General features: G+C 59.5%; 16 protein-coding genes and 1 tRNA gene. 5 read left to right on the forward strand and 12 right to left on the reverse strand.

All coding sequences use genetic code 11. The annotated features are described in order from the left end of the window. Nucleotides 1-72 precede the first annotated feature (72 nt). A complete protein-coding gene (gene ppk1 / locus A9762_RS21885; protein ID WP_069344105.1) occupies nucleotides 73-2,187 on the reverse strand; it encodes a polyphosphate kinase 1 in 2,115 nt (704 codons plus the stop codon). A gap of 152 nt (nucleotides 2,188-2,339) precedes the next feature. On the opposite strand from ppk1, the gene ppx reads away from it, so the two are divergent. Beyond that, on the forward strand, nucleotides 2,340-3,875 hold the full coding sequence (ppx, locus tag A9762_RS21890; protein ID WP_069344106.1) for an exopolyphosphatase: 1,536 nt from the start codon (nucleotides 2,340-2,342) through the stop codon (nucleotides 3,873-3,875). Between the two features lie 123 nt (nucleotides 3,876-3,998). On the opposite strand, the gene A9762_RS21895 is transcribed toward ppx, so the two are convergent. Further along, nucleotides 3,999-4,826 (reverse strand): GNAT family N-acetyltransferase, encoded by an 828-nt coding sequence (locus A9762_RS21895; RefSeq protein WP_069344107.1) that lies wholly within the window; start codon nucleotides 4,824-4,826, stop codon nucleotides 3,999-4,001. A gap of 206 nt (nucleotides 4,827-5,032) precedes the next feature. Further along, nucleotides 5,033-5,527: a histidine phosphatase family protein gene (locus tag A9762_RS21900; RefSeq protein ID WP_305778319.1), complete on the reverse strand. Its 495-nt coding sequence runs from the start codon at nucleotides 5,525-5,527 to the stop codon at nucleotides 5,033-5,035. A 160-nt stretch (nucleotides 5,528-5,687) separates the two neighbouring features. Between A9762_RS21900 and A9762_RS21905 the strand changes: the two genes are divergently transcribed. Beyond that, nucleotides 5,688-5,764: transfer RNA gene (locus A9762_RS21905), tRNA-Pro, on the forward strand. A gap of 113 nt (nucleotides 5,765-5,877) precedes the next feature. Here the strand turns inward: A9762_RS21905 and A9762_RS21910 are convergent. The 4 genes from A9762_RS21910 to A9762_RS29470 all read right to left on the reverse strand — a co-directional run bounded on the left by A9762_RS21910 (nucleotide 5,878) and on the right by A9762_RS29470 (nucleotide 8,779). Continuing rightward, the gene (locus A9762_RS21910; protein WP_240493667.1) at nucleotides 5,878-6,891 is read right to left on the reverse strand and encodes a tyrosine-type recombinase/integrase; all 1,014 of its coding nucleotides are present in this window, start codon (nucleotides 6,889-6,891) and stop codon (nucleotides 5,878-5,880) included. Between the two features lie 47 nt (nucleotides 6,892-6,938). Then, entirely contained in the window at nucleotides 6,939-7,178 is a 240-nt protein-coding gene (locus A9762_RS28260) for a DUF4224 domain-containing protein (protein WP_083254182.1), read from the reverse strand. Nucleotides 7,179-7,353: 175 nt separating this feature from the next. Further along, nucleotides 7,354-8,196: a site-specific DNA-methyltransferase gene (locus A9762_RS21915; protein ID WP_371443168.1), complete on the reverse strand. Its 843-nt coding sequence runs from the start codon at nucleotides 8,194-8,196 to the stop codon at nucleotides 7,354-7,356. Further along, nucleotides 8,189-8,779 carry a DNA methyltransferase gene (locus A9762_RS29470; RefSeq protein ID WP_371443170.1) on the reverse strand — a complete coding sequence of 197 codons (591 nt, stop codon included), beginning with the start codon at nucleotides 8,777-8,779 and terminating at the stop codon, nucleotides 8,189-8,191. Before A9762_RS29470 ends, A9762_RS21915 begins: the two co-directional genes overlap by 8 nt. 136 nt (nucleotides 8,780-8,915) lie before the next feature. Here A9762_RS29470 and A9762_RS21920 point away from each other — a divergent pair, with 136 nt between their 5' ends. After that, nucleotides 8,916-9,560: a hypothetical protein gene (locus A9762_RS21920; protein ID WP_069344109.1), complete on the forward strand. Its 645-nt coding sequence runs from the start codon at nucleotides 8,916-8,918 to the stop codon at nucleotides 9,558-9,560. 369 nt (nucleotides 9,561-9,929) lie between these two features. On the opposite strand, the gene A9762_RS28985 is transcribed toward A9762_RS21920, so the two are convergent. After that, nucleotides 9,930-10,097 carry a hypothetical protein gene (locus tag A9762_RS28985; RefSeq protein WP_170836300.1) on the reverse strand — a complete coding sequence of 56 codons (168 nt, stop codon included), beginning with the start codon at nucleotides 10,095-10,097 and terminating at the stop codon, nucleotides 9,930-9,932. Between the two features lie 36 nt (nucleotides 10,098-10,133). Between A9762_RS28985 and A9762_RS28265 the strand changes: the two genes are divergently transcribed. After that, nucleotides 10,134-10,640 (forward strand): energy transducer TonB, encoded by a 507-nt coding sequence (locus tag A9762_RS28265; protein WP_083254183.1) that lies wholly within the window; start codon nucleotides 10,134-10,136, stop codon nucleotides 10,638-10,640. A gap of 39 nt (nucleotides 10,641-10,679) precedes the next feature. Here the strand turns inward: A9762_RS28265 and A9762_RS21930 are convergent, their stop codons facing one another. Further along, nucleotides 10,680-11,186, reverse strand: coding sequence for a hypothetical protein (locus tag A9762_RS21930; RefSeq protein WP_069344111.1), 507 nt, complete (start codon nucleotides 11,184-11,186; stop codon nucleotides 10,680-10,682). A 662-nt stretch (nucleotides 11,187-11,848) separates the two neighbouring features. Continuing rightward, complete coding sequence (locus tag A9762_RS28700) at nucleotides 11,849-12,109, reverse strand: hypothetical protein (protein WP_139133342.1); 261 nt, start codon at nucleotides 12,107-12,109, stop codon at nucleotides 11,849-11,851. Nucleotides 12,110-12,141: 32 nt separating this feature from the next. Between A9762_RS28700 and A9762_RS21935 the strand changes: the two genes are divergently transcribed. Further along, the gene (locus A9762_RS21935; protein ID WP_069344112.1) at nucleotides 12,142-12,627 is read left to right on the forward strand and encodes a hypothetical protein; all 486 of its coding nucleotides are present in this window, start codon (nucleotides 12,142-12,144) and stop codon (nucleotides 12,625-12,627) included. Here the strand turns inward: A9762_RS21935 and A9762_RS21940 are convergent. Then, entirely contained in the window at nucleotides 12,624-13,082 is a 459-nt protein-coding gene (locus A9762_RS21940) for a hypothetical protein (RefSeq protein WP_069344113.1), read from the reverse strand. The two genes, A9762_RS21935 and A9762_RS21940, sit on opposite strands and share 4 nt — an antisense overlap. Before the next feature lie 134 nt (nucleotides 13,083-13,216). Then, nucleotides 13,217-14,325, reverse strand: a protein-coding gene (locus tag A9762_RS21945) for an IS3 family transposase (RefSeq protein ID WP_139133343.1) whose coding sequence is annotated in 2 segments (ribosomal slippage) — nucleotides 13,217-14,079 and nucleotides 14,079-14,325 — 1,110 coding nt in all. Because the reading frame shifts where the segments join, the coding sequence is not laid out codon by codon here. Nucleotides 14,326-14,660: the final 335 nt, after the last annotated feature.

Here is a 14,660-nt window from a genome sequence, read left to right on the forward strand (position 1 = left end):
CAATAAAAAAGGGAGCGATTACCCTCCGCTCCCTTTCTCGTTGCGCCGCCAGTGTCTATGGCAGGCGCCCGCTCAATTGCCCGTCTGCACGTGCTGTGCGATCTCCTGCATCAGCACCATCTGGCTGTTGTAGGGCGTCTTGCCCGGCTTACGGCGCATGTAGCTGCCGTCTGGGCGCATCAGCCACGACAGCGTGTTATCGCGCAGATGCACCATCAGTCCCTCGCGAATCACGCGCATTTTCAGGCGCTTGTCGCGCACCGGGAACGCCACTTCCACACGCCGGAAGAAGTTGCGCTCCATCCAGTCGGCACTCGAGAGCATGACGTGCTCGTCACCGTTCGCATAGAAATAGTAGATGCGATGGTGTTCGAGGAAGCGCCCGACGATCGAGCGCACGGTGATGTTCTCGGACAAACCCTTCACGCCCGCGCGCAACGAGCATACGCCGCGCACGATCAGATCGATCTTCACGCCGGCGCGCGACGCCTTGTAAAGCTCGGCAATGATCGTCGGTTCGAGCAGCGCATTCATCTTCGCGATGATGCGGGCCTTCTTGCCGGCTGCCGCCGCTTCCGTCTCGCGGCGAATCGCTTCGAGCAGGTGCGAGTGCATCGTGAACGGCGACTGCCAGAGGCCGTTCAGATGGGTCTGACGGCCGATGCCCGTGAGTTGCTGAAAGACGACATGCACGTCGGCGCACAGCGCTTCGTCGGCGGTCATCAGGCCGAAGTCCGTGTACAGACGCGCGGTGCGCGGGTGGTAGTTGCCCGTGCCGAGGTGAACATAGCGCTTGAGGTGCGTCTTCTTGCCCTGGCGGGTGCGGCGCACCACGAGCAGCATCTTGGCGTGGCACTTATGGCCGACCACGCCGTAGACGACGTGCGCCCCGACGGCTTCGAGACGAGCGGCCCAGTTGATGTTCGTCTCTTCGTCGAAGCGCGCGAGCAGTTCCACCACGACGGTGACTTCCTTGCCGTTGCGCGCCGCTTCCATGAGCGCGTCCATCAGCGCGGATTCGTTGCCGGTGCGGTAGATGGTCTGCTTGATGGCGACGACATCGGGGTCGCGCGCGGCTTGCAGCAGCAGTTCTAGTACGGGCTGGAAGCTGTCGTACGGATGATGCAGCAGCAGATCGCCCTGATCGATGAGATCGAACATCGCAGGCGACGCACTCATGCGCTTGGGCAGCGCCGGCACGAACGGCACGAATTTCAGGTCAGGGCGGTCGACCATTTCCGGCAACGGCATCAGACGCACCAGATTGACCGGGCCCTTGACGCGATAGCAATCCGAGTCGGTCAGGCCGCACTCCGTCTGGAGGCGCCGCACGAGGCGTGCCGGGGCGCCGGCGTCGACTTCGAGACGCACGGCGTCGCCGAGGTGACGCGCCGGGAGTTCGCCTTGCAGCGCAGTACGCAGATTGGTGATTTCGTCCTCGTCGACGAACAGATCGCTGTTACGCGTGACGCGGAACTGATGACAGCCTTTGGCGGTAAGCCCCGGGAACAGTTCGCTCGAAAAGCGCAGCATGAGCGAGCTGAGCAGCACGAAGCTGTTGGGCAGCGGGGCGAGCGCCGGCGGCATCGGCACCAGACGGGGCAGGGCGCGCGGGGCCTGAACGATGGCGAGTTCGGCGTCGCGGCCGAAAGCGTCCTTGCCTTCGAGCTCGACGGCGAAGTTCAGGCTCTTGTTGAGCACGCGGGGGAACGGGTGTGCCGGGTCCAGCCCGATGGGCGTGAGCACGGGCACGAGTTCGCGCATGAAATAGTCGCGCGCCCATTCCACCTGGGCGTCGTTCCAGCTGCCGGACGGGTGAAAGGCGATGCCTTCGGCTTCCATCAAGGGAAGGAGGCTGTCGAACATTGCATACTGCTTTTCGACGAGTGCCTGTGCCCGTGCGCAGACTTGCGTGTAAACTTGCTGAAAAGTCATGCCGTCGGGCGTGAGCATGCCCGGATTCTCGCGCATCTGCTCCTTCAGCCCGGCGACGCGGATCTCGAAGAATTCATCCAGATTGCTACTCACGATACAGACGAAGCGCAGGCGCTCCAGCAAGGGCGTGGCCGGATCGGCCGCCTGGGCAAGCACGCGTTCGTTGAACGCAAGAATGCCGAGCTCACGGTTGAGCAACGGGTAATTCATATTGAACGTGCGAAAGACATGGGATTGGCGTGAATTCTTCATCCGTATTGTTACAGTTATATGACATTCACATTTGTCAACGACGTGTCATATTCGATTTGTAACTTATTCGTCATTTATTTGTCGAGTGCTCGTCATGCTTTTAAAGTTATGCATCGGGTAATTCGACATTCTTCGCTCAGGCGCACCCCCACATGAGTACCCCATCGCCCTTGTTAGCGGCCGTCGATCTCGGCTCGAACAGTTTTCGCCTGATCATCGGCCGCGTGGAGGAAACGTCCGCCGGCACGCAAATCTATCAGGTCGATGCGCTGCGCGAGCCGGTTCGACTGGCGGCTGGCCTGAACGCTGAGAAGTATCTCGATCATCCGTCGCAGCAACGCGGCTGGGACGTGCTCAAGCGCTTCGGGGAACGCCTGCGCGGCTTCCATCCCGATCAGGTGCGCGCGGTCGCCACGAACACATTGCGGGTCGCCAAGAACGCACAGGACTTTCTCGGCGAAGCGCAGCGCGCGCTGGGCTTTCCCATCGAAGTGATTGCCGGACGCGAAGAAGCGCGTCTGATCTATGCGGGCGCGGCGCATTCGGTGCCCACGTGCCCGGGCAATCGTCTCGTGGTGGACATCGGCGGCGGCTCGACGGAATTCATCATTGGGCAGGACTACGAGCCGTTGATCATGGAGAGCCTGTACATCGGCTGCGTGAGTCACAGCCGTCTGTTCTTCCCCAGCGGCAATGTCGACGAATACGCGATGAAGCAGGCCGAACTGGCGGCGCGTCGGGAAATTCAGATCATTTCGGCAACCTATCGCGAAGCGGGCTGGTCGCAGGCGATCGGCTCGTCCGGCACGGCGCGTGCACTGGCCGAACTGCTCGAAGCCAACGGCTTTAACGATGGCGGCGTGCATGGTCTCACGCGCGGCGGGCTCGAACGCCTCAAGCGCGCGCTGATCAAGGCGGAGAACGCAAACCGTCTCAAGCTGGCCGGGCTCAAGCAGGACCGTATTCCGGTGCTGCCGGGTGGTCTGTCGATCATGTTGTCCGTCTTCAACGAACTCGAAGTCGACCATATGGAGACGACCGACGCTGCACTGCGTCTGGGCGTGATGTACGACCTGCTGGGCCGCACGCAGCATCAGGACATGCGGGCGGTGACGGTCGAGCAGTTCGTGCGCCGTTACGGCGTCGATCGCGCGCAGGCCGAGCGGGTCGGGCGTCTGGCGATTTCGTTGTATCGTCAATTGCCGGTCGACGTGGCGGCGGGCGGATCGTCGGACGACGAGCAGGACGACGGACGCGAGGAAGGCGAGGCATTGCTCAACTGGGCCTCGTCGCTGCACGAGATGGGGCTGTCGATTTCACACAGCGCGTACCACAAGCACTCGGCCTACATCGGCAGCAATGCCGATATGCCGGGCTTTTCGCGCCCCGATCAGGCGCGTCTGGCGGAGTTGCTGCTGGGACATGTCGGCAAATTGGGCAAGCTGGCGTCGCAGGCGCAGCAGGTCGACTGGCAACTGCTGTTCTGCCTGCGACTGGCGGTGCTGTTCTGTCGTCGTCGCACGGATGCCTTGCCCGACAGTATCGACGTCGAGCGCCTTGCCGACGGCTTTCAGGTGTCGGTGCCGCGTCAGTGGATCGACGCCAACCCGCTCACCGACTACAGCTTGCAGCGTGAGGCGCAGGAGTGGGAGAAGATCGGCATGCGCTACAAGGTGGTGTACGCCTGATGCGCTGACGAGCGTTACTGCAAGACGGTGGTTCGAAACAAAAAGCCCGGCATTTGCCGGGCTTTTTTTGTCCCTGTTGGTATGACCGCGGGACTGAATACTTGGGGGGGGGATGGTTGCCTGTCAGGCTTGTTGGAGTTTGCTTACGAGGTCCGGGCCGAGGAAGTGGCGCGCGTAGCGCGGATTCATGTCGGACAGACGGAACAGCGTGAGGAAGTCTGCGGTGTTGAAGTCGGGGTCCCAGGCCGGTGCGCCGCAGATGCGGGCGCCGAGGCGCAGGTAGCCCTTGACGAGTGCGGGCGGCTCGACGTCGAGCGTCGATTGCAGTTCGTCCACCGGCAGGGCGATGCGGGGCACGGCGTGGTACTCGGACGGCGCCATGGAGGTGTCTTGCAGCTTGCGATAGAGGCTGGCCGCATAGTGACCGCCGTCGGCCATCGGCACGCTGGCGCAACCGAGCATGGTTTCCAGGCCGTTACGCAGCATGTACTCGGCCAGACCGCTCCACAGTGCCATGATGACGGCGCCGTTGCGGTAGTCGGTGTGCACGCACGAGCGGCCGGTTTCGAGCATCTTCGGACGGAGATGGTCGAGACGCGAGAGGTCGAATTCTCCTTCGGAGTACAGACGGCCGAGGCGCTTGGCTTGGGAAGGGGGCAATACGCGATAGGTGCCGACGACCTTGAGCGAGTCCTGATCGCGCACGATCAGGTGGTCGCAGTATTGGTCGTATTCGTCGACGTCGAGGCCTGCGGGACCTTTGACCGACGCGCCCATTTCTTCGGCGAAGACCTGATATCTCAGGTGTTGCGCTTCACGAAGCTCGCTTTCGTCGCGTGCCCACGCCACAGCCAGATTCGGTTTGACAGGCGTTTCAGGGCGAGGAAGACGCCTCCGCGACGTGGGGGTCAGCGAAGAGAGCGGCATGGTGGGGTTCGGCAGGTCGCGCATAAAAGCCCTTTTTGTGACGGTCGCGTTGCGACGTACTTTAAAAAGCATCAATGTCGATTCCGTGAACGGTAGGCGACAATTCTATGACAAAACGCCCGTTGTCATGAGGCAACTCCTTAATACGAAGGCTTACATTGCCCGAACGGCGGGGCTTTCCCGGCATTTCCGGCTTTTCGGCGGGGCGCTGATGCGGCGATGAAATCTTGTCAGATGAGATCGGGATTGACGACGGCGCGCACCACGACCTGACTCTCGTCTTCGCGACGGCGGGAGGCGAGCCACCAGATGCCGCCTTTCTTGACGGTCCAGTAGGCTTCCTGGCCGCTGAGCAGGAGGGCGGCGAGTTGACCCAGGGCGGGTTGATGTCCGACGAGCACGACGGTCTGGGCGGTACCGGGCCAGTCGATGGCGCCGAGCAGGGCGACGGCGTTGGCGCCGGGGGCGAGGTCGCGCACGATGCGTGGGGCGGGGGTAAGGGCCTGGGCGGTCTGGACGGCGCGGACGGCGGGGCTGGAGAGGATGACGGCGTCGTCGGGCAGGCGGGGGCGAAGCCACTGTGCGGCCTTTTCGGCCTGTTTGCGGCCACGTTCGGTGAGTTCGCGGGCGAGATCGGCCTGCGCGCTGAGGGCGAGGGTGGCGGGCAGGTTTTCGGCGTCGGCGTGACGCCAGAGAATCAGGTTCATCGACACGGGTTCTGACATGGTGAACCTCCCACTATGGCGGGTTTTCGTGGCGGCGGCGTGACCGTCGGCAGGGCGAGTGGTGCCCGATGATTGTGCAGCCGATATCGGGAAAATGCTCGGAATCTGCGCGACGATTTGACGCGGCGCAAAGAACCCTCTAAAATGCGTCCTCTTTCGTCGGAGCGTAGCGCAGCCTGGTAGCGCATCTGATTTGGGATCAGAGGGTCGTAGGTTCGAATCCTATCGCTCCGACCAAAAAAACCTTGCAGTACAAGCATTTACGGAGCGCCCCATCGGGGCGTTTTTCGTTTGTCTAACATCCCGTCTAACTGCGTCTAATATCCAGTACTCATACAGTGCTGGTGATTTCATCCAGCTTTCGGAATTTTTATTTTTACGACGCTGGTTGGGATCAACCGCGACTTCACATAAATTTCCGTCGTCTTTACGTCGGAATGTGCCGCTGCAACTCGCAGTTGTTCCATTGTATATCCGGCACCGTCTGCGTCCGTTATGGCCTTTGCGCGGATGTCCTTGATGGTATAGACGACGTTTTCCAGACCGGCCCGATCGCATGCTCTGTCCCATGCGCTACGCACCGTAGTGGCCTTGTAGGGCTTGCCACTTAGTGAATGAATAACATGGGTGCCTTTCACCTTGCCGAAGGCTCTGGCCCGCTCCAAGACGGCATCGATTTCCGCAGTGATCGGCCAATCCACGGCTTCTCCAGTCGAGTCTTCAGTTTTCGACGGGAGGAAGTGGATCACTTTCGCATCGCGGTCTACGTCTGACCAGCGCAAATTGCGCACATCCGTTGAGCGCTGCATTGTCAGATAGCAGAGATCGACGAAGCACTGAATGATCTCCCCCGATCGCAGTGGTCGACCGTTCTTGCCTTTCATCAGCGCATCTCGAATCGCAATGAAGTGATCGTCGGGAATGTAGATCCCCCGTGTCTTCGGTTTCTTCAACCTCACTTCTCTACATGGGTTCTGCGTCATGTTGCGTTTGACAATGCACCATGAAAAGAACCCCGACAGGAATGCCCGCATTACCCGCTGCATCGGCAGTTTCTCTTCCCAGTTCGAAGTCAGAAAGTCGACGACGTAAGCGGTGTCCACCTGGTCTGCGTCGAGGTCTCGGAACGCGGCTTTCACATATGTCCCGTAGTGCGGCCAAGCTTTCTCCTTATGCTTCTTCTTGTGAAGGTCGACATATTGATCGACGAGCGTGGGAATGTTTCCTGAGCCGCTCGCTGACTCTGCTTTTCGCCTTTCGTTGCTGAGGCGCTCCAGCATCGTCGTCTCGCCGTCTGCGACTCTGCACAGCTTCACCCACCGGTTCGTGCCCGGCTTGAACCAGTAGAAGCTGCCGTGCTTCACGCAGACCCGGCTCGGAAGGCCATCGGGGCGCTGTCTGCGTCTCGCGTTCATACTGCTCGCCTTGCTGAGTGGAGCGTCGGCCGTGCTGGCGGCGCTGATGACGAAAGGACACCTGCTTTCTTCGCGCTGAGCGCTTCGAACGTTGCCCAGGTCATGATGATGTGACCGTTGGCGCGCGTTACGACGTCGATCCCGAATTGCTGCTTAAACCATGCGACCTGTGTCGAGCAGCGTTTCTTTCCCGTGATCTCAACAAGATCTTCGTCGCTGATCAATCGGCTGTTCATCCTAATCCCCAATCACTTGCGGTCGCCCGCGCTTCAAAATGCAAACGGGGACGCGCTAACAAGGGCGTCCCCGCTATCCAATCGAGCGCCGGCGGCGCTTACGTCAGAATTTCCCAATCTCTCGCGGTAACCCGCAGAATCTCTTTCAGTGCTTCGGCCGTGGCCGGGTGGGTGGTCATACTGTTTCCAGTTGCAAACCCGGCTGTCGAGTGCGATCGCGTTGTAGGGCGAAGTACTCGGGATTCAGTTCGCATCCGAGGTAATGCCGGCCGAGTCGGCTGGCCACCTGCGCGACGGTACCGCTACCCATGAACGGATCGAACACGATGTCGCCCGGCCGGCTGCCGGCGAGCACGCACGGCTCGACCAGCGCTTCTGGGAAGGTCGCGAAGTGGGCGCCCTTATACGGCGTTGTCGCAATCGTACAGACACTTCGCTTGTTTCGCATTTCGGTGATGGCTCGGAAAGCTTCTCGACCTTCCAGAGCGTTCGTCTTTCCGTCGAAGTCACCGCGTTTTACCGACTCACAAGCTTTGTGCGCGTATGCCTGGAGGCCTGCCTTGATGCGGTGACGGTCGTCGCCCGCTTCATACGCGGCTTGCCCCTTCGGCGGATTCACGTTTCCAGGGACACGAATGCGGCCACGCTGCTCGACACGTTCCTCGCAGTCATATCCGTGCCCGAAACCAACCCCGCTCGGTGTGGGACCGTACGTGGCCGGTTCCTTGATCGCGTCGAAGTCGTAAAAGTACCGCTTGCTCTTGGTCATCAAGAACAGGTATTCGTGCGCCTTGGTGCAGCGATCGCGGATGCTTTCGGGCATCGGGTTCGGCTTGTGCCAGATGATGTCCTGACGAAGCCACCAGCCTGCGTCCTGCAGAGCGAATGCGATCCGCCAAGGCTGGCCCATCAAGTCCTTCGGCTTTAACCCCAACTCACGGCCACGTGTTCCTGTGCCTGAGCCAAAGCGGGGACTCGCGCCGATCTGGCGGGCACTCGGAACGCTGCGTTCACTCATTTGACCTGCCCCCCTGCGGTCGTCCCAGAGCGCCCCACGACCCGGCGTAAGCATCGCCCATGTTTAGCCACAGCGTGCCGTCGTCGGTCAGCAACTCGCGGCACAGGTCGAACACCTCGACCATGTTCGCCAGAAACTCGGACAGAGTCGGCTCGAGGCCAAGCTGCCCATCAACCCCGTAGTCACGCAGCCCCCAATAGGGCGGGCTCGTGACGATGCATTGCACCCTGACGCCCTCGGCGATCAGCATGCGCATGGTGTCGCGGCAGTCGCCCAGAATGATCTCGTTCTGTCTTATGTTAGGATTCCGAAAAAAATCGGAGATAATTTGTGAAAATTGAAATATTTGAGCATCGCGGGTACGTGGCCAGAATCCACTTTTCGGAATTGGCGAACGACCGATGGAGTTGGTTTTACTCAATTGAAGGGACAGACGCGAGAAACAGCTCTGGGAATCGTGGATCCCCGTCTTTTGGGATGGCTCAGTTGGATGCAAAGAACTCGGTTTGCTATCAGATCGAACAGTTGCCAAAAAAGTAGTGACCGCGCTTTCACGAGCTTCTTTCGGCTTAAAGCCGATCACGCGTACTTACAGATCACGGAACACGAGCTTGGGCGGTTGTTCGATTACCGCCGCTCAGGCAACGCGTGGATGAGTGGCGGGGGGGGGCGCGACGGCTCAGTACGCGGAATTCCGCTAGTTTTTTTGAGGAAATCGAATGAAATCGTGGTGCGGGGTACCTGTCGGGCTTTGGGCGTATGTCGCGGGCACTTTAGTGATCTGTGGAGTCATCGCAACGCGCTCGACGTTTTGCCTAACTGCCTCCGATTGGGCATCGTGGGTTCAGGCGGTTGGATCAATTTTGGCAATCATTGCCGCCGGCTGGGGTATTCGGTATCAACTGGATCAAGCGAATGAGGGCCGGAGAAGGGCCATCATAGCGATTGCCGCAGCGGCAATGGCTCGCGTTGAAGAGGCTGGCGAGCGAGTTCAATCGAGTGATCCTGAAATTGAGCTGGCGTCTTGGTATCACTGTTCTATTTTTGACAGGCTGATCGGAGCATTTGATAGTGCCCCTGTTCACGAACTTCGATCTGGCGAAGGGATCACTGCGTTCCTTTCGATGAGAGATAAACTACACTTCCTTCGTGTTGCTGTTGAACGCTGCATTGCCGGTCCAGAGACGTTTCCGCCGTTTGAAGAAGAGTTCCGTAGGGCGAGGGAGTTTTGCGCACGCGGGGATATGACTCCCCTGGAATACGAACTGCTTTATCGGTCGAAGTTGCAGTATCTTGTCAGCAACGCTTTTTCCCATGTTTCTGACCTACGGGCCAGTTTCAGCATGATCACAACTGCTACATGAGGCCGGTTGGCAGCAAGCATTGGTCCACCTTTCGTCCTACGTCATTCTCGCGTGAGACGTGATGGCGGCGCGCACGAACGCAACAGCGCCGTCATCGATACGCGTGCATTCGTGCCATCGCCCGCAGCTTGACGGCTGGCGGAAATAGCGGACTTCGTTGCCACTCACGGGCGCGGCGTTCAAGGTCTTTACGATGGATAGGCACGTATTGAAGCCGTCAGCGAACTGTTCGGACACTTCATGCTCGGCGGGGATTGACTCGCTCGGCAGTCGCAGTCCCACCGCCTCTTGCCCTGCGCTCTGTGCGGCTGGCGTGGGGGCGGCGGCGAGCATCGAGGTGTACAGCGAGCAAGGTAGATACAGCTCGCCCTAGTGGTCAGCCTGTGCAGCTTTGATCATTTTCTCGGTTGGCACTTTCGGCACCACCTGCTGCGTTTCCGCATCAAAAGTCACGGTCTTGATGTTCAGCGTCTTCACCACAGACGGTGAGGCTGGCCGGATATTCAGCGCTTCAAGGCGGGGTTCGTAGGGGCTCATGCTAGGATGCCCTCCTAATAAAAAAGGAGAAATCACTTGAGTAAGTGGTCGATTACACGTGGGGGGGCTATTGTTCTTGTCTGTCTTGCCGGGTGCGAAACAGGTCGGGTGCGTGAGAATGCGGTGGCCGTGGAGGAGCAGTCGCTCACCGCCGCGTCGCCTCAGTCCCCTAATGCGCATTCCAGAGGAGAACGTACTGATGCGGAACGAGCTGGAAGCCGCGCGAGTACACAGGACGAAAACTTCAGCATCGTTCTGGGCAAAGGCGCCGCGGAAATTCGGCTCAGATGCACAATTCCTGCGCATGGGTATCCCGAGGCCGCAAGGCAGCTTCAATTTGAAGGCACGGCAAAAGTGCGCATAGTGATGAACGCTAACGGCCAAGTACAAAGAACGACACTGGTCGAATCATCTGGACACGAGATGCTTGACGTCGCAGCCCTCGACACTCTCGATCGCATGCGTTGCCAAGTCAAAACGAACGGGGGACCGGTGGAGCAGGGCTTCGTGTTTTTGAAGCCGATGATCTTCGAACTTCGCTAGTTCACGCTATTTTTTGCTTCAAACGTCACGGTCTTGTTGTCAGGCATTCAGGTTCTCCTTGCTCGGGGCGCCGTGCCGCAGGTTGTCGGTCACCCACTTGCGCATGTGTTGCCAGCGCGCCCGCGCCAGCAGTTCGGGGTCGATGTCTACGCGCACGGTGATCATCCGGCGGTCACACCGGCGCAGCGGTCCGCAAACCTCGACTTCAACCCAGTCCCACGGGTAGAGGGATTCGTCGTTCTCGTAGACGATCTCGCGGGCCATCGCCGGCGCGATGTTGAATGCTTTCGCAACAGCGTCAGGGTCTTCGGGGTCTAGCGGAGTCATGTTCAGGCCACGCGCATTCCCCAAAACGCCCAGCGTGCAGAACTCGCCATCGACGTTGATGAGTGAGTCGGCCGCCAACACCTTCTCGGGCATTGCATCCAAGGCATCAGCCAGTTCGCGAAGCGCCTGCTGACCACGTTTGCCACGAATGGCTGAGGCCACGCGACCGCGGTAGAGTCCAAGGCCTTCGCAATCGTCGCTGTATCCGCTTCTGCTCATGGGTCGACTCCGGTATCGAGAGGGCAATGACGGCCCGATTTGGCGGGCTCACCATCGCGGTTCTGTGGGCACTGATCGTGCGAGCAGTCGCCGTCACGGCTGGCGGCGCAGCGCTTCAAGCGTTCTTTTCTGGGGGCGGCGCTTTGTCTCGGGGCTTTTTGCCACCGAGGACACGAGCCAGCGGGGCTGAGAGGAGAAACCAAGGTCTGTGCGGATCTCGGCCGACCGATACACGGGATGCCTTCGATGCGTCGGACGATTGAGAGCCAGAGGTCGAGCGTCACCGAACATTTACTGTCGACGTTCCGCCTGATCCGGCCTGTTGGTGTCCTCGGGAATGTTCCGTGCGCGCAGTTGCCACAGCGGCGCTCAACATGGCTCACGATTTCACCTCATTCGGATCTACGCGCGGCACGCGTGCGTTCTCGGGCCAGTAGTTGGTCCACTTGATTTCGATCTGATCAAACGCCATGCGTCTTGCCTGAGTCGTTGCGTATTCAACCCGCGAAATTGCGTAAGCATCTAACGACCAGACGCGGCCGTTCCACCACCTCCAGGTTCTTTCGTTTCGCACGCGACTTGCGTTCCACCACCCCACATGCGGAGGCGGTCCCTTGCGCCAGGTACGGGTGCTCATGATTTGGCCCTGCTCGAAATCCCGTTCAGGCGAAGAAATTCGCCAATGCAGGAATTCCACCCATCGACGAATCCAACCTCGCTGCGTTCAGTTGCGGGCGGCAGCAGGTTGGGAACTCGCGGCATACCGGTACTAGCGCCACGGTGGCCGGCGGCGGCGGCGGCGGCGCTGGTTTGGCGTATGGCGGCGGCGGGTTATGGTTGCTGTCTTCGGCAATCGTCTCCACAACGGACGGCGGCGCTGGCTGTGTATTCAGCCCTTCAGGGCGGGGTTCGTAGAGGCTCATGATAGGATTTCTGAAACATTGAGGAGAGCGTGATGTCGTCGGGAAATGCCGAAAATTTCTTTCACCTATGCAGTACGAAGCTGGGGGTGGGCAGTCTGATTGAGCCGGGTAATTACGGGCGCATCATGCGGCTCTATATGGCCGACGCGAATGTTGGGAGTGCCTGGAAGGTCGCTGCGGAACAAACGTTAGAGCTGGAGCGGATTAAGCATTTCGGAGCCAAGCCAAGCCGCTTCGAATCGTCTTTTGCGTTTCTCTCCCGGTCAGACGCATTGGCTCAACGAGGGGCGCTGGGCGGAAACGTGTGCATGCTCTATGAAGTCGAGCTGGAAAATCCTGAAGCGCCAAGACATATCGGAATCTTCGATCTCGTATCGGCGGCTTATCGCGCACATCCGGAGCAACCATTCTTGCCGCGAGTGGAAGAGACGGCGCGCCAATATTGGTCAGGGCAAGGGGAGGGAACGCGCGAGTTGCTCACCACATCAAGACTGCGCATCGTTTCTGCACTTGGCTAATGTCCGCCTCGGTCAAGCGACGGTACAAGTTCGGCGCTGTCCAAACACTGAGTGGTCTGCTGGATACCTGCGGCGCTGATATCCGAGTGAGCGGTGAGCAGTTCGCGGAGTGCCTTCGCGCTGACCTCCACCTGAAAGTCAGTTTCGCTGTTCGCGATTGCGTGACGCTGAGCTTCCGGCAACTGAGACACGAAGGAGCCGACGCGCTCGACGTACGTGCTGACGACCTTGCGCGGATACGCGTGGCCCTTGATCGAGCCTGCGATGACCTTCTTCTTTACGCTGGCCGTGGCCTTCTGCAATTCGCCGGACAGAAACGCACCCGCTTGTTCGCCATGCTGGCGGACGGCATCGGCTGCGACTGACGCGGAGGCCTTCCCGGCAAACACGATGCGATGAATGTCCGTGTTTGCGCCTGCTAGGACGAGCATCTTGCCGACCCACTGGGGCGACACGTGGTCGCCTTCTGCGATGCGGGTGTTATCCCATCTGAAGCGTGCCAGTCGCTGGTAGCCGAATGCCTTCTCCAGAGGATGGAGGTCGCGCTTCTTGTTGCTTGACTTGACGGATTTTTTCGTACCACCGGTGTCTAGAGATTCACGGCCCCAGTGGTTGAACTACATTCGCTAGCCCGACGAAATTCGGCCGGGGTTTGGTACTGCAAACTCGAATGCGGGCGCACTTCGTTGTAGTGAGTGCGCCAGTCTTCGATCACGATCTTCGCTTCAATTCGGTTGCGAAACCACTCCATCGCCAAACATTCATCACGGAATTTTCCGTTGAAGCTTTCGTTGGTGCCGTTTTGCCACGGCTTGCCCGGATCAATGAGCGCTGTCTCGATGTTCTCCTGCACAGCCCATTTGAGCAACGCCATGCTGACAAACTCCGGCCCATTGTCTGAGCGGAGATAAAGCGGTGCGCCATGCACGCTGATTAACCGGCTCAGCACATCGACGACTCGACTTGAGCGAATCGATCCCGCCACATCAATCGCCAGGCACTCCCGCGTAAATTCGTCGACCACCGTCAAGCATTTGACCTGCTGGCCATTCGCACTGGCGTCGAATACGAAGTCATAGCACCACACCGAGTTGCGAGCTGCCGGCGCATGAGGTCTTGGCCGACTGCCAGCCACTCGGCGTCTACGCCTTTTCTTTGGTACTTGCAGGCCCGCCTGCGCCCAGAGCGAGGCGCACCGATCACGACCGACGACAATACCTTCGCGTCCCAGCAACACTCGGATGCGGCGCGAACCGAAGCGCGGGAATTGCCCCGACAACGTTCGCATCGCCTCGATCACCGGTGTGTTTTTACACGGCATCTTGAGCGTGTAGCTCAAGCTTGATCGGCTGACCTGCATGAGCGCACACGCTCGCCGTTGGCTCAAACCACGCTCCATCGCAAAGCGGGCTTGCTCGCAGCGAACCTGCGCGCTCACCACTTTTTTGCACCGATCTCCCGCATGACCTCGATCTCAAGATCACGCTCGGCCACCATCTTCTTGAGCCGTGCGTTCTCGGCCTCAAGCGTCTTGAGGCGCTTGACGTCATCGCTGACCATCTCACCAAAGCGCTTGCGCCAAGCGTAAATCGACGCCTCGCTCACGCCATTGCGCTTGGCCACTTCAGGCACCGTATCCCGATCCGCTTCACGCAGTATCCGCACGATCTGTTCGTCGTTGTACCGACTTTTCTTCATACCAACTCCTCGTCTGAGCTGAGGAGTCATTATCTCTAGATTTGATTGGTACGAAATTTCACGGACAGGTCATCACCGCCAGCCCCTTTACGGAAGGGGATTACAACGAATCTCGTGGTGTGTGGGTCTCGCATAGCGGCCTCCCTCGTGGTGCTTGTGAGGGAGGTAAGCTATCATGGATACTGTATAAAAACACAGTATAATGAGTAAACTCAAGCTTTGCTGGGGAGGTTAAAGAAGCGTTCTCCCTTGCATTTCTTTGTCGGCTTGCCGTATCTTGCCAGCGGCGTGCGGGGAAGCCCTGGTTACACGCTTATCAAGGTGCACGAGCGCAA

It is taken from the genome of Pandoraea sp. ISTKB (assembly GCF_001721285.1).
In the GTDB taxonomy this organism is placed as follows: Bacteria; Pseudomonadota; Gammaproteobacteria; order Burkholderiales; family Burkholderiaceae; genus Pandoraea; species Pandoraea capi.

Coding starts and splice junctions, on each gene's coding strand:
- A9762_RS21935 (WP_069344112.1), top strand. CDS start 12,142: ATGTCGTCGGGAAATGCCGAAAATTTCTTTCACCTATGCAGTACGAAG.
- A9762_RS28985 (WP_170836300.1), bottom strand. CDS start 10,097: ATGAGCCCCTACGAACCCCGCCTTGAAGCGCTGAATATCCGGCCAGCC.
- A9762_RS21895 (WP_069344107.1), bottom strand. CDS start 4,826: ATGCGCGACCTGCCGAACCCCACCATGCCGCTCTCTTCGCTGACCCCC.
- A9762_RS21915 (WP_371443168.1), bottom strand. CDS start 8,196: ATGAGTGAACGCAGCGTTCCGAGTGCCCGCCAGATCGGCGCGAGTCCC.
- ppx (WP_069344106.1), top strand. CDS start 2,340: ATGAGTACCCCATCGCCCTTGTTAGCGGCCGTCGATCTCGGCTCGAAC.
- A9762_RS28260 (WP_083254182.1), bottom strand. CDS start 7,178: ATGAACAGCCGATTGATCAGCGACGAAGATCTTGTTGAGATCACGGGA.
- A9762_RS21930 (WP_069344111.1), bottom strand. CDS start 11,186: ATGAGCAGAAGCGGATACAGCGACGATTGCGAAGGCCTTGGACTCTAC.
- A9762_RS21920 (WP_069344109.1), top strand. CDS start 8,916: ATGAAATCGTGGTGCGGGGTACCTGTCGGGCTTTGGGCGTATGTCGCG.
- A9762_RS21900 (WP_305778319.1), bottom strand. CDS start 5,527: ATGTCAGAACCCGTGTCGATGAACCTGATTCTCTGGCGTCACGCCGAC.
- ppk1 (WP_069344105.1), bottom strand. CDS start 2,187: ATGAAGAATTCACGCCAATCCCATGTCTTTCGCACGTTCAATATGAAT.
- A9762_RS28700 (WP_139133342.1), bottom strand. CDS start 12,109: ATGAGCCTCTACGAACCCCGCCCTGAAGGGCTGAATACACAGCCAGCG.